Source organism: Bradyrhizobium sp. AUGA SZCCT0160 (genome assembly GCF_018130105.1).
Lineage (GTDB): Bacteria > Pseudomonadota > Alphaproteobacteria > Rhizobiales > Xanthobacteraceae > Bradyrhizobium.
This window is the reverse complement of sequence record NZ_JAFCMD010000029.1, coordinates 1-14,283: the sequence shown is the minus strand read 5'-3', so window position 1 is coordinate 14,283 and position 14,283 is coordinate 1. Positions and strand designations below refer to the sequence as shown.

10 protein-coding genes and 1 pseudogene are annotated in these 14,283 nt (G+C 59.4%); 2 read left to right on the top strand and 9 right to left on the bottom strand.

The features are described 5' to 3' along the window. Nucleotides 1-368: 368 nt before the first annotated feature. Nucleotides 369-1,512: pseudogene (locus tag JQ558_RS32955) on the bottom strand (IS30 family transposase). Nucleotides 1,513-1,590: 78 nt separating this feature from the next. After that, nucleotides 1,591-3,240 carry a winged helix-turn-helix domain-containing tetratricopeptide repeat protein gene (locus tag JQ558_RS32950; RefSeq protein WP_212275573.1) on the bottom strand — a complete coding sequence of 550 codons (1,650 nt, stop codon included), beginning with the start codon at nucleotides 3,238-3,240 and terminating at the stop codon, nucleotides 1,591-1,593. Here JQ558_RS32950 and JQ558_RS32945 point away from each other — a divergent pair. Next, nucleotides 3,233-3,676, top strand: a complete 444-nt coding sequence (locus JQ558_RS32945; protein WP_212275571.1) for a cupin domain-containing protein — start codon at nucleotides 3,233-3,235, stop codon at nucleotides 3,674-3,676. The two genes, JQ558_RS32950 and JQ558_RS32945, sit on opposite strands and share 8 nt — an antisense overlap. A 240-nt stretch (nucleotides 3,677-3,916) precedes the next feature. On the opposite strand, the gene JQ558_RS32940 is transcribed toward JQ558_RS32945, so the two are convergent. Continuing rightward, nucleotides 3,917-5,203: a (Fe-S)-binding protein gene (locus tag JQ558_RS32940; protein ID WP_249142745.1), complete on the bottom strand. Its 1,287-nt coding sequence runs from the start codon at nucleotides 5,201-5,203 to the stop codon at nucleotides 3,917-3,919. 441 nt (nucleotides 5,204-5,644) lie between these two features. Here JQ558_RS32940 and nbaC point away from each other — a divergent pair, with 441 nt between their 5' ends. Continuing rightward, entirely contained in the window at nucleotides 5,645-6,262 is a 618-nt protein-coding gene (gene nbaC / locus JQ558_RS32935) for a 3-hydroxyanthranilate 3,4-dioxygenase (RefSeq protein WP_212275567.1), read from the top strand. A gap of 233 nt (nucleotides 6,263-6,495) precedes the next feature. Here the strand turns inward: nbaC and JQ558_RS32930 are convergent, their stop codons facing one another. The 6 genes from JQ558_RS32930 to JQ558_RS32905 all read right to left on the bottom strand — a co-directional run bounded on the left by JQ558_RS32930 (nucleotide 6,496) and on the right by JQ558_RS32905 (nucleotide 14,064). Further along, nucleotides 6,496-7,353 carry a GNAT family N-acetyltransferase gene (locus JQ558_RS32930; protein ID WP_212275564.1) on the bottom strand — a complete coding sequence of 286 codons (858 nt, stop codon included), beginning with the start codon at nucleotides 7,351-7,353 and terminating at the stop codon, nucleotides 6,496-6,498. A 276-nt stretch (nucleotides 7,354-7,629) separates the two neighbouring features. Then, entirely contained in the window at nucleotides 7,630-8,250 is a 621-nt protein-coding gene (locus JQ558_RS32925) for a hypothetical protein (RefSeq protein ID WP_212275562.1), read from the bottom strand. Nucleotides 8,251-8,452: 202 nt separating this feature from the next. Continuing rightward, the gene (locus tag JQ558_RS38215) at nucleotides 8,453-9,784 is read right to left on the bottom strand and encodes an adenylate/guanylate cyclase domain-containing protein (RefSeq protein WP_212275559.1); all 1,332 of its coding nucleotides are present in this window, start codon (nucleotides 9,782-9,784) and stop codon (nucleotides 8,453-8,455) included. 875 nt (nucleotides 9,785-10,659) lie between these two features. Then, nucleotides 10,660-11,643: an ABC transporter substrate-binding protein gene (locus JQ558_RS32915; RefSeq protein ID WP_212296352.1), complete on the bottom strand. Its 984-nt coding sequence runs from the start codon at nucleotides 11,641-11,643 to the stop codon at nucleotides 10,660-10,662. 246 nt (nucleotides 11,644-11,889) lie between these two features. Then, nucleotides 11,890-12,876, bottom strand: a complete 987-nt coding sequence (locus JQ558_RS32910; protein ID WP_212275555.1) for an ABC transporter substrate-binding protein — start codon at nucleotides 12,874-12,876, stop codon at nucleotides 11,890-11,892. Nucleotides 12,877-13,095: 219 nt separating this feature from the next. Continuing rightward, entirely contained in the window at nucleotides 13,096-14,064 is a 969-nt protein-coding gene (locus JQ558_RS32905) for an ABC transporter substrate-binding protein (protein ID WP_212296351.1), read from the bottom strand. Nucleotides 14,065-14,283: the final 219 nt, after the last annotated feature.

Genomic DNA, 14,283 nt, shown 5'->3' with positions numbered 1-14,283 from the left:
TTCTGGCGGCTCGGAGACCCAGCCGCTGGCCAGAAAACGCTGCAGCACAGCGTCTTTCGGGCCAATTCCCTGCGCAACTAACAGGGAATTTTATTTGGCGAACAGGTATCGTCGCGAACATAACAGGGAAACCGTAGGACGCCCGCGCGGCGACCGAACATTGCGGGCTCGAATGAACTGGCTGCCGCTAACCTGTATCTAGTGACCATCTGAACCGCCTGCACCGGCCAGACCGGCGAGAGAAGCCCTTAGTGGCATATCGCATGGGCGGCGTTCCTATGCTTGGCTGGAGGACGCAGATGTCCCCTTTGCCCCCCGATAGCGGACATCGACCAGCGCCGACGCGACGTCCGCTAAGTGCGGCGAGTTCAACCGATCGCTGCAACACATTCTGCGAACTTCTCAGCCGGCGTCTGACAGAGCAAGGTCTTTCTCGGCCTTTCGTTGAGCTGCCTCGCGATGGCACTGAGCTGGGCCTGGCTGTGCAAGGACAGATCGGTGCCCCTCGGAAGATACTGGCGCAACAATCTGTTGGTATTTTCGTTTGAGCCGCGCTGCCAGGGAGACCGAGGGTCACAAAAATAGACCTCTACCTCGGTGGCCAATGTCAGGCGATGGTCGGCAAGCTCCCTGCCCCTGTCCCAGGTCAGCGACCGGTAAAGCTCGCCGGGCAATCGCTGCGATTGCTTGATCAGTGCCGAGACGACGCTTTGGCAACTTTGACCAGCATCACGTAGCGCGAATGGCGCTCGACAAGCGTTGCAATATAGCTATTCCTCGACCCACCGATCAGATCGCCTTCCCAATGACCGGGGACCGCACGATCTTCGACCGACGGCGGTCGTTCGCTGATGGATACGGCGTTCTTAATCTGGCCGAGCCCGTTCCGCTTTGATGCTTGCGTGCCTGGATCGGCGGACCGTGCGCCTCGCCCTCAGGTGCTCAAGAATCTCCTTCTTCAGCACGCCGCGCGCCTGATGAACAGGCTGCGATAGATCGTCTCGTGCGACACCTGCTTTTGAGGCTCCACCGGATATATGCGTTTTAGCCAGCCGGCAATCTGCTCCGGTGACCATTGCCGCCGCAGCAGGGTCGATACTGTCCGCCTCAGGAACGGACGGCAAGCCAGCTTACAAAGCTTTGGACGCCGCGCCCGATCCCAGGCGGCCTGATCGGACCCGGCAGCCCGATAGCGATCCGTTCCGCCATTGCGCTGGACTTCACGGCTGATGGTTGACGCAGATCGTCCCAAATGGCGCGCGATCGACCGCAACGAGCAGCGCATGCTGAGCCATCGAGATATCTCCTCTCGTTCAGAAAGGCTGAGCTTATCTTTGGCTCGGCACCGATCTGGAGGGCGGATACCACCCGTTGGCGAGATCACAGAGAAGACTGGCGAGGACTCCTGGTCAACCCGCGCCCGATCGAACTCATGGGCTCGCCGGCTTGCCAGCGATCCCAGATCTCGGACCGCTGAGCGGCCGAGTAATAAATGCGACGTCGCTGGTTCATGTCCACACTCCATCTTTGATAAAGATTAGAGTGTTGCGCTGACCAATTGAACTCGCTGCCAAAGTCGGGCATATTGGTTCACGCGGTTGCAATCCGTAGTAGATCAGCGATGCGTTTGTCGTACCCAAGTTGACTGGCTCTAATTGGCGCAACGAAGCGACCTTCTGGGCCATGAACCTCTTCCGCGCGTTCGGCCCATCGGCGGGCGTCATCGCGCCGCCCAAGCGCCATTGTGCAGCAGCACAGCAATTCGAATGTCGGACCAAACACGGGACGCAAGGCCAGCGCCCGGTTCGCGCTTTCCAGCGCCTTATCCGGCATATCGCTGAGAAGTTCGGCGTAGGCCAGCAAGATGTGCCACGCCACGTTCTGCGGGTCATTAGGATTGAGCGTGAGCCCGTGCCGAAAAGAAGCCATCGCGCGACCTGCATCGCCATCGAATAGCCGTGCCATTCCAAGCACGAGATGGCCGAGCGCGAAGCTCGGATTGAGTTCAATCGCGCTCTGCGCCGCGAGCGCGCCGGTGTTGGCGGAGCCGGCGTAGCAGCTAACGATGGCGAAAGAGTAGTGCGCATAAGGATCGCGCGGGTCGAGCGCGACCGCGCGGGTAGCGGCCTGCATCCCCTCCCGCCCGTCGGCGGCAACATCATCGCTCCACCCGTACGCGATGATGCCGGCGCTGACCCGGCCGAGCCAGGAATGCGCCTCCGAGAGGTCCGGATCGGCTGTACAGGCGCGACGGAACAGGTCGCGCGCGGCGCGATGCCCTTCACAGGTCACCTTGTGAAAATGCCACATACCCTGTCTTACCAAGTCCCACGCCGTCATATTGCCGGTATGACGCACGATCGCCAGCCGCGACTCGCTCTTGAGAAGCTCAGGCTCGATTGCCGCGACCACGCGCTCGGCAATTTCGTCTTGAATGGCGAACACATCGGCCATCACGAGATTATAGCGTTCGGCCCACAGATGCGCGCCATCGCTCGTATCGATCAGTTGCGCCGAGATCCGCAGTCGCTCGCCGGAATAGCGCACGTTGCCGTGCAAAGCATAGCGCGCGCCGAGCTGATCTACGGCCTTGTCTCGGAGAGCGAAGGCCGAGCTGCGGACAACAACGCGAAACCAGCGATAACGCGCGAGCGCGGTGATTATGTCATCAGTGATGCCGTCGGCGAGGTATTCTTTGCCTGGTTCCTCGCTGACGATGCCGAACGGCAGCACCGCGATCAGCGGCCGCACATCTAAGACATCGGCGCTCTCAGTCGGCATTTCCGCGCCCAACATCGCGCCAGCGAAGCGGTAACCAACTCGCGGGACCGTCGCGATCCATTCGCCGCCATCGTGGGCCGCGCCGAGAAGCTTGCGCAGCGCAGCGATCTGAACTGACAAGTTGCTTTCCTCGACGGTGGTCCCGGGCCACGCCGTATCCATCAAAGCGGCCTTTGAGACGGCCTCGCCGGGCGCTCGCAGCAGCGCGGCAAGCAGGCGAACGCCCTTCTGGTTGACCGCCATCGGTCGTCCGTCACGCAGCAGTACGCCGCGCGCGGGATCGAAGACAAACGGGCCGAAGGCAAGCCGCTGCATCAGACGAGCGTAGCCCCACGAAAGTACGCTGAGTAGCCACCATTCGCAAAAATTCGGAACTTTTCGGAGCGCATTTTGAGACATTTGCGCAGCCGGACCACATTCTCCCGTCATCGACACACCCTTGGAGAGAACGATGAGCAATTCGAGCGCAACTAAGGTGAAATCAGCCGCCACAACCAGCCGTCGCGGGATTGTTGTGAAGGCCGGGCCGGAGCACCGTGTCCCGCAGGGTTCGGATTACCGGGCTGGCGTCAGCGCCGAAACCACCGGATCAGAGGTAGTCTGGCTCGGCCTGATGGCGCTGCCGTCCGGCGGCCGCACGAGAGCGCATGTGCACGAGCACCACGAAACCGCGCTGTACATGATGAGCGGAGACATTCTGGAGCTTTGGACCGGAGATGAGCTTGAGCACTGCGATACGGTCCAGCCGGGGGACTTCGTCTACATTCCGGCGAACGTGCTGCACGTCGCGATCAATCGCGGCGCAACGCCTGCTATCTTCGTCGGTTCGCGGAATGAAGCGACCGCGCGCGAGAGCATGGTGTTGCACCCTGAGATGGACGCACGGGTGCCATAATTCCGCAAGCGACCTCGTGGCCCACTAGGTCAGCTAAGAGTCAATCGCGTCGGTTCGGCCGGACCACCGCATCTTCCGATCTACCCCGGTGAACGGACATTCGCTGGATAGGTGAGTATGTCTCAAAGGTGCCCCATTAGCCGACATCTGCCCAACGCGCAGTGAGCACGTCATGCAGGCTTCGTTTACTGCGTTACTCTTGGATTGCTCGGTTAATCTGCGCACCAACCACGAAGTAGCTCAAGGTCGCTGTCGGGTATCGCGCAGGGGCAGCGGCTGATCTCCAAGCATGCCATTAACAATCACAGCGCGTGCGGTGTCGAGATTGACGCCGTGCCGCTTGATGAGATCCGAGGCGTCACCAATGATCGCGTCGACGTCCTGCTTGATCTTCATCGTTTTGTAGTGGTCGTCTTGGTGCAGCCCCATGCAGGTACCGACAATGTCGAGGACATTGAGAATCCTGAACGGCCAATCGCGTTCATGCGCGCACAGCTCGCGATGGTCGGTATGGTAAACCGATATCAGGGCGTCGACGCCGGCTTTCGCGGCCAGCTCCAGCTCTTTCAGGTGCAGCTCTCTCTGGTACGTGGGCAACGATGCAAGGCTGTTGCTTTGCAGACCGACCGCCGGAACGTCGAGCTTGACGATAGTGACGCCGGGGACTGCCCGTAACAACTCTTCTGCCGCCTCGGCAACGCCAGCCACCCCTGGATGCCGATGCAGCGCGACGTCAAGCTCGACCCGGTTCTTCAGAAACGGCCGCAACGTATCGAGATTGCGATGCAGAAATCGCATGAACGGCGTCATGTCAAATGGCTTTTCTCCGGTTGTACGTTCGAAGGTCGGCAGCATGTTCTCGGAGAATTGCACGAAGCAGCTTGGGCACCACGACAGCACTTCGCCGGTCTTCGACTGTGCAAGTTTGGAAATGGTGTTGCAGGCAAAACGTGACGAGGTGTCGGTATCGCCGGCGCGTAGCTGCAGGATGCCACAGCAGTGGGACGGTCCACCCATGACCTGATAGTCGATGCCAAGAACATCCATGATATCGAGGCAAAGCAGCGCCAGGTGCGGGGTCCTCAGCACGTTGCAGCCAGTATAGAATACGAGGTCCGGCAATTCGACGCGCGGCGGCTGCCTGGACGGTCGTTGACCGAGCCGGATCAAGGCCTCCTCCGAGAGCTGAAGCTGCGAAAGCACGCTCACGTCCTGGCTCATCTTCCTGAAGGCGTCGACGCCGCGCTTGCGCCGCGCGGGCGGCTCGCTGCCCTTGCGCGTGAGCGCGAGCCGCGCCATCGCGAGAAGGAAGCGCGGGTTGACACCATAATCGCACACCTTGATGCACTCGCCACTCAGCGTGCAGGCCTTGGCCCATTTCTCGGCCTCGGCCGTTCCCGCACCGAGCCTCAGAATGTCGAGCACGCCCGTCACCGTTGCGGACGGGTCCGACGCCGCGAGGCCTGCCGGTTCAGTGATCGGGCACGCAGCAAAGCAAGCGCCGCACCTGGTGCAGGCGTCGAGCATATCGTCGACGCGCGCGGACAGCGCGTCCTCGAAACTGGTGCTCTGCATGTCCGAATACATACCTCACATGGCGCCCAGTAGCAACGCGGGCCGACACTTGGCGTTCAAACCGTAATTGTCCGGCCTGGGTCAAGCCGAGAAGTCCGGATGCTCAATCGGGAGGTCCGCTGTGCCCTCAATAACGGACATTGTCAGCCAAGCCCGTCAGGTCCGAAAAGTGCCAGAAGCAGAAGTGCATAGCATGCCTAGTGTCTGTGAACTAACGGGCGCTGCTTTTGCCGTCGCGAGGCAATTTCAACCAGCTTCGGTTAGTGGAGCTAGATGGCCTGCAATGAGACAGCGCCTTTGACTTAGTTGAGAGCCGTCGTCAGCGGGCCCCAGGTGGGTTCGATTCCCATCCGGTCTCGTGATAGCATCGGTTAGAACTGAGGAGAACTGAACATGGCGATCGCCTATTCTCCGAAAGACGACAAGACCACCACATCCGCCCCAGCGCGTACGCTGCCGTCGATCAATTTGAAGAAATGGGTCGAGCAGCACCGCCACGAGATGGTCCCGCCCGTCAGCAACAAATATCTCTACGACGGCGAGGACTTCTTCGTGATGCTCATCAACGGTCCCAACGCGCGCAATGACTTTCACCAGAGCAACAGCGAGGAATTCTTCCATCAGCTCCAGGGCGACATTATCGTGCGCATCGTCGAGGACGGGCGGATCAAGGACACTCCCGTGCGCGAGGGCGAGACGTTCTTCATCCCGAGCAACGTCCCGCACAGCCCGACGCGCCCGCCGAACACGCTGGGCCTCGTGGTGGAACGAAGGCGTCCGCCGGGCGAAACCGAGCACCTTCAGTTCTACTGCGACAACTGCCATGCGCTAGTCGAGGATATAGAGTTCGACTGCAAGGACATCGTTGTCCATTTCAGGCGGGCGATGGAAGACTTCTGGGCCGACCCGGATCGCAGCATGTGTAAGAGTTGTGGGACGCGGGTGACGAAACCCAAGCCGATCAAGCGGATCACGTTCGAGCCGGTCGTGAGGATCGAGCGCGAGCCGTAATGCTGATGAAGATCGACATCCGATCCTATGCGGATCGGAGATGGCTCGTGCAAGATCGTCGCTGAGGACTGAAATGCCAACATCGCCCAATGCCCTGGTTGGCTTTGGCTTATGATGTGAAATTCCAAGCAGACACAAGCTCGCGAGCAGACGTTTACAGCGACGTCTCGCTTGTCGGACTGCGGCCATGGCAGAGATCTGGCCGCTGACGGCGCTGCGCCGAGGCTCCTTGCTCAATAGAGTACCGACGGCAGATAAGCGCCCTTGGGCTCGTTGTAGAGGCCGATCGTCATTAGGGTCATCTGGTGCACGAGTCGGAGACGATTTTGCAGGCACCAGCGGAATAGTTCACTATTGCGGGTCGGGACCAAAAAGCCGCCGCCGGGAAAGCCCGGAGCAGATCCGATCAGGGCCTTCAGACCTTCGTTAGTCTCGGCGACGGCATGGGCAAAGAACCCGACATCCGTCGCGTAGGCGGTGATCTGGCCAAGATACTCGACGACCCGCGCTGTCCCTGCATTAATCGCGTCGTCGAGTTCGCCGCAACGATCGTGACCGTGAACCCGCTGGCATAACAAGTTGCAGGCCGCGAGATCGGCAGCACGGGCCGGACGCACGTCGTACCCCGGCAATCTGACGCCCAACGGCGCGCCGTTCATTTTCGAGATCGTCTCGCGGGTGTCAAAGCCGAGCTTGGCGTACAAACACAAAGAACGATTGTGAAATGTGGATTGCAGCAGCCTCACCCCGGCCGCACGCCGCTCGCTCGCGCGGTCGAGCGCAGCCTGCATCAACCGGCGCCCGATCGTCGCGTTCTGTGACGTCGGATCAACTGTGATCGGCCCGAGGCCAGCAATCGAGCCGCGTTCGTCGAGAAAGTTGCTGCCGACAACATTTCCGTCCTTTTCGGCGACCACCGAGTAGAACCCCGGGTTTGACAGCAGCATCATCAAGACCTGCGTCGCCACCTCTGCCGATGGAAAATCCCATGGGAAATTGTGCTCGTCGTCAATCGCCCTGAACGCCTCGAAGCAGATTTTGCCGCAAATGGTGGCATCCGACGGCGCGCCGGGTCGCAGCACGATGCTCATTCGTCTTTCCCCTGATCCAGGGGTTTCAAGCTGCAGCTTACTGCTCTCATCATAAATAATCCAGAGCTTCACTGCTATGCGCCTCGGCCTTTTTCAGAGTACGGAAGCAGGAGTTCCCGCCAATTGTGGTCTGCTCGTCGAGGTCCGGGTTGGGTCAAACGCGTCACTTTGACAGCGCGCCGCGAACTTCCGCTCTTCCCCGATCAGCTCGCCGATCAGGAGCGTCAGGTCCGAAAAGTGCCATGAACGGAAGTAGACAGGTCGCGCGTGCAGACCCTATGAAGCTGGCAGTTCGCGGTCGAATATCTGACCGTAATCAACAATCGATGCGCGCGTGCCTGAGATGCGCAGGGCATGCCAAAACGCAACCTGGTTCGCTGTCAACACCGGCCGTGCGAGGTCCTCTTCCAGAGCCTTGATGGTTCCGACGGCCCGAAAGCCATTGCCGCCAATGAAGACCGCTTCGGCGCTCCTGGGTGTGTTGGCGCGGACCCACTCATAAAGCTGGCCGGGATGTATGGCGCGCTGGTCTGAGGGCAGGCCGGCCGAGCCGTTGTGGACCACTTCGAGTCCCTCTCCTTGAAAGTATCCGGCACCCTGTTGACTGAGCTCGGCAGAGAACCAAGGAGGGTTGATCAGTGCGAGCTTTGTTACGCCGAGTGAGGCGAAGGCGAGGACGGCCGCCGCGCACGGAATGACCACAGGGATACCTCGGGTGCGCGCTTCCAGGCGCTTCTTGAGCGCCGCATCGTCGGCTGCACCTCGCACATAGCTGCTACTGGTGAAGCCATATACGATCGCATGGAGCGGGGCTGCTGCCAACAGATCGGCGGCATCGTCCACGAGCGGCGGCTCGGCAAAGGCGCGCACGGGATCGTCAGCAATTTTCTGATCCATCTTCCCACCTGGAGCATAGACGCCAAGAGGGACGCGGGTTGCGTGGATCGAAACCCCGTCCGGGGCCATGGCTCCGAATTCCGCCTCTGGCCCGATGTCTGCGTGGGGAGTTAGCAATCCTATTCGCGCTCGCCACCCCCATCCATCCGGCTGCCACATTGCCATCTCCCTTGAAGGCACGGCTTCGAATATCCGTCAAAAGTTACGCCGCCGTCCTGACCCTGAATAGCTGCCACTTCTCTTCAAGGCCCCTCAAAAAATGCTCACCCGCGTCATCGAGTTCGATGCCTGAGCCAGCGACAAGGTCCTTAACCGTCCTTGAAACGACTACTTCACCTGCTGTCGCGGTATCCATGATACGTGCCGCAAGATGAACGGCAATCCCGAGCACATCCCCGTCGCTCCGCTCCACTTCTCCGGTATGCAGCCCCGCGCGAACTTGAATGCCAATCGGTGCCATCGCCTCCATAATCGCCATTGCACACCGGATTGCCCGTGCTGGGCCATCAAAGTCGACCAGAAACCCATCTCCCGTCGACTTTATCTCGTTCCCACGAAAGCGCATGATTTCCCGACGAACAGTCGCATCATGTGCTTGCAGTAACTCGCGCCAGCCCTTGTCCCCCAGTTCCCGAGCTCGTTCCGTAGAAGCGACGATGTCGGTAAATAGGATCGTCGTCAGCACTCGCCGTGACGCCGTTGTGGTTCGTGTTTCGGCGCCTGGCTCCACAACAAAATCCAAAATCGTATCGGCAATGAGTGTTGCGTTGTCACCAAACCAGCACATATGGTCGGGCCCTTCTAATTCAATCAGCTTCGCGTGCGGAATGTGGCTTGCCAGAAAACGCCCGGCCTGAATGCTGACTGTCGGATCTTCTGTTCGGTGTAATATGAGAGTGGGGACGCGAACCGACGGCAGGATACCATCAATGTTGATGCCGCTATTCAATCGCATCAAGCTCTTTACTGCTGATGGGCTGCCGCCGAGTCTTTCCCACCGGCCCCACCAACGTTGAAATTCCATATCGCCCTTCTTCGACGGGGCAAACGCCGCAAGGCTCTCACCGGTACCCCATTTTGTGTCGACATAGTCAAGAAACGAGTCAAGCTTCTGCTTTGTCGGAAACCAGTCTGAAAACCGCGCGAAAGCACCGTACAACACAAGCGCCGAACAGCGTTCAGGATGGGCGGCAGCAAAGAGCACTGCAAGTGATCCACCCTCCGAAACGCCCATGACAGCCGCCCTTTCAACCCCGGCGGCATCCATCACAGCCCGAGCATCGTCCTTTCGCTGTTCGAGACCAGGCAACTGGCCCAGGCGATCGGAAAGACCCGTGCCTCGCTTGTCGAACAGGATAACTCGCGCCCGGCCTGCTAAATGGTTCAGCCAGTGAGCTGCTTCTGGCCAATCCCAATAGTGCTCGATGTTGGAAATAAAGCCCGGGATTATGACGAGGTCGACCGGGCCAGTTCCAAAGGCCTGATAGGCGATATGAACATCGCCGCTCTTCGCGTAGCGAATTTCAGGTGCCACTGAATGGCCTCATCATCCTAGAGGACCCATATCGCCACCATAGCCGATCAGATGAGCGCGCGCGATCTCAAACTGATCAGACGAGCGGGTCAACCCTTAACATCATGTCCCTTGTGGGTCATTCGCGTCGGTTTGGCCGGACCACGGCGACTTCCGGTCTACCCCGGTAAACGGAATTTCTCAGATAGGCCGACACGTCTCGAGGTGCCAATCCGACCTCGATGCCCAACCTTGACAGTCTCAGTGCGCTAGCCGCGCTGAGGCTGTTCGTCAGATCTTACCATTCATCCGAGACGACATGGTCGCACACGTAGCAACGGAAAATTCTCATTGCGGCTGCGCCAAGCAAGCATGGAAGGTCTCCCAAGTGCGTCATGCTCGAAGAACATTTTTCGCAGCTTCGAGATGGGTCCGTTTGATCCAGTGATTCAGCGCTTGGCAGTTCCGGAAATTCCAACCTTGCCGGCCCGCGCAAACCGATGTGAAACAATGTCGTCCGCACCAGCTATGCCGCACAGGGGAACTAACCGACTGTGCTAAATTGCTCACACTTCATGTTGCCAAGCTCCTGCAGACAGCAATGAGAGGGAACCGCCGACGTCGAGGAGCGATCCCGCGCCGTCGACATTGATGGTTCCTGTTCGTGCGCCTATACTGCCGATAGTAGCCGCGCCGGCCTGGTTAGATGAAGGACGATATCCGCAGAAGCGTTAACTTGCGAATGGCCCCGAGCTTTCATGCCGCTCCCTGCCGGGTCTGAGCAGAGAGATTTAACGCCTGTGTTGCGGCGACCGGTTGAGCCGGCACCTCAATAACGGACATTGTCAGCCAAGCCCGTCAGGTCCGAAAAGTGCCAGACTCGGACATCGGCCAGTTTATTCGATCACCCCGTCGGCAAGCGCGAGCAGCGGTGACGGAACCCGGATTCCCAACGTCCTTGCCGTCTTCAAATTGATGAACAACTCAAACTTGGATGCTTGCATCACCGGAAGGTCAGCGGCCTTTTCACCTTTGAGGATTCTGCCTGCGTACACGCCGGCCTGTCGGTACATTTCGTTGATGCTCGCACCATAGCTCATAAGACCACCAGCCACGGTGTACTCCCGCAAAGCATAGATTGTCGGTACTGCGAGGCGCGCCGCCAGTGCAACAATTCGCTCGCGCTGGCTTTCGAAAATTGGATCGGTGGTTACAAGAAGGGCCTCCAGGGGTTCTTGTACTGCTGGCTGAAAAGCGGCGTCGAAATCCCACCTTTCACCGACTCTTAGTACTTTCACTTCCCATCCAAGCGTCCGCGCGGCGCTTTCTGCGGCCGCTCCTTCGGCCTCACTAGCAGGCGTGGTTGAGTTCACAAGAACACCCAACAGCTTGGCTCCTGGAAGCAAATCGTGCAGCAGAGCAATCCGCTTCGACACGATCTCACCTGAAAGAAGTGTGATTCCAGTAAGGTTGTTGCCGGGACTATTCAAACTGGCGACGAGCCCGAATGCAACGGGATCGGCGCCCATCGTAAAGATGATCGGAATTTCGGAAGTCGCTGCTCTTGCAGCTCGCGCAGATGGCACCCCACCCGTCGCGGCAATCACCGCCACGCGACGGCGAACCAAATCAACCGCCATTTCTGGCAGCCGTTCGTATTGACCCAATCCCCATCGGTATTCGATGGCGACGCTGCGGCCTTCGACATAGCCTTTTTCCGCAAGGCCGTCGCGGAACGCAACTACGCGAGACTCCAACTCTTTGGGCGAAGCACCGTTGAGAAAGCCGATTACTGGTAACGCCGGCTGCTGCGCGAATACGGTCAGCGGCCATACAGCTGCCGCGCCGCCGAGAAGTGAGATGAACTCGCGCCGCTGCATTCGCCCTCCATCGGGGCTGCACTTTGCGCAATACGCAAACCTAACATTCTTCGACTAAGCGGCAAGTGCAAAGGCGCACCGATCAACTGTCGACGGTGCGGCCAATGTCCGAGTTGGGTCAAACGCGTCACTTTGACAGCGCGCCGCGAACTTCCGCTCTTCCCCGATCAGCGGACATCGCCGATCAGGAGCGTCAGGTCCGAAAAGTGCCACAAGGAGACTCATGCACCGCAGCAAATTGCCTCTCTATTCGATCACCTCGTCGGCGATGGCGAGCACCTTTGGCGGAATTTCGAGGCCGAGCGCCTTGGCGGTCTTGAGGTTGATAACGAACTCAAACTTGGTCGATTGCAAGACCGGCAGGTCGGCGGGCTTGGCACCTTTGAGAATTCGCCCCGCGTAGATGCCGCCCTGACGATGCGCGTCGGTGATGCTAGTGCCGTAGCTCATGAGACCCCCGGCCACTGCATGCTCGCGCACAGCGTACATTGCGGGCATCGCATGGTGCGCCGCAAGCGCGGCCAGTTGTTCCGCGTGGGCGATAAGGAACGGATCAGCGGCAACAACGAGCGCTTCGACTCGCTGTTGCAGGAGCGTTGCAAAAGCCGTCTTTAGTTCGTCGTCTGTGCCGGCATTGACGACAACCAGTTTCCGCCCGAGCGCCTGCGCCGCCGCCTGCGCCTCTCGCAGCTGTATATTGGCATCCGGAAAATTCGGATTCACGAGCATGCCGATCACCGTTGCCTTGGTCACCAGTTCGTGCAGCAGTTCAAACTTCTTTGCCGCCAGCGCGCTTATCATGAAGCTCACGCCCGTTAGGTTGCCGTCAGGCTTGTTGAAGCTGGCGACAAGGCCAGACGCGACCGGGTCCGTACCGGCCACGAAGACAATTGGAATGGCCGCGGTCGCGGCCTTAGCCGCTTGAGCCGACGTGATGCCGCCCCCGGTCGCAACGATCACCGTCACCTTGCGGCGAATCAAGTCGGCCGCCAGAGCCGGCAGTTGATCGTAATGACCCAGCGCCCAGCGGAAATCGATCTCTACGTTTTGCCCGTCGAAAAATCCGACCTCGCCTAGCCCGCGACGGAACGCGGCCACATTGGCCACGGAATCGTCCGGCGATCTGCCGCTGAGGAATCCGATCACCGGTATCGCCGGCTGCTGCGCACGCGCAGCAAGCGGCCAACCCGCCGCCGCACCGCCTAGGAGCGTGATGAACTCGCGCCGCTGCATGTCCGACCCTTAAGCTCAGGAGACGGCATCTTATCGGTTCAAACGAGTACTTTGATAGGGGCTGAAACCGGCATCAAAACGATTGCCGCATTGCACAGCCAATGTCGCTGTTGGGTCAATCGCGTCGTTTTGACCATGCGCCGACCACTTCCGGTCTACCCCGATAAGCAGACATTTTCAGCGTCCATCGGCATGTCTCAAAGGTGCCAGAAAGCGACATCATTCAATAACCTCTGATGCGCTCGCGAGGAGCGCAGGAGATACATTCAGGCCAAGCGCCCTTGCGGTCTTGAGGTTGATGATCAGGTCGAATTTTGTCGGCTGTTGGATTGGAAGTTCTCCCGGACTAGCACCCCCCAATATTCTGACGACATACTCGGCGGTGGCACGATACTGGTCTTGGATATCGGGAGCGTAGCTGACCAACCCACCCTGCTCAGCGTCATCACGGCGCTCATAGATCGTCGGGAGCCTGTGTTCCGCCGCACTATCGATTATGAGGCGCCGCTGGGTTGATGAAAAAAATGGACTGCCACGGATCACAATACCTTGGGCACCACGGGCAAGCGCCTCGCGCATTGCAGAACCCACTTCCTCCGGTCGTTGCATCTCAACAAAGCTATACTCGACGCCAAGCGACTTCGCGGCCTGATCCTGCCCGGGAGCAAAGAGGCCCCAGATCGAGCGGGCCGAAAGGACGGCAATTCGTTGAAGGCCCGGCACCATCTCTTTGATTATTTCGAAGACTTTACCGGAAATATCTCGCTCCATGCTCGCAAAGCCAGTTACGTTTCCACCCGGACGCGACAGGTTCTTGATGAGGCCCCCCATGAATGGGTCCGCCGCCGAAGCTGTTACGATAGGAACTGTGCTGCTGGCGGCGGCAACAGCCCGCACAAGAATTGTGCCCTCCGTAACGACGATATCAACTTTCTTGTTCACCAACTCGGCGGCGAGTTCTGGCAGCCGGCTAACATTTCCGTCGCCCCACTGCTCGACGAGAACGAAGTTGCGAGCTTGGATGAAACCCTTGTCGGAGAGCGCCTGCAGGAAAGCATCAAGCTCGCGTTGAGGAGGCCGGGCGGCACGTAGAAACCCAATACGCCAAACTTTAGCTGGCTGCGCTCGTGCGCCTAAACACCAGAGTACTGCGCCGCAAATTGCTGCAATAAGCACACGTCGCTTCATGCCGAACCCCAAGTTGCGGGCCAACGTAGCAGACTGGGAAGGAAACGTAACGTCCGCTAAGGGTCTTGGTCGTGTAAAAACGCCCTTCTAAGGAAGTCGGTGAGAAGCCAGGACCGGTTCGGTCTCAGGCCGCGATCGCAGTCATCAGCGGCTTGGTCCCGACGATGTTCATGACCCGTGTCAGGTTATAGGCGAGGACCGAGAGTGCCATCTCGGCGG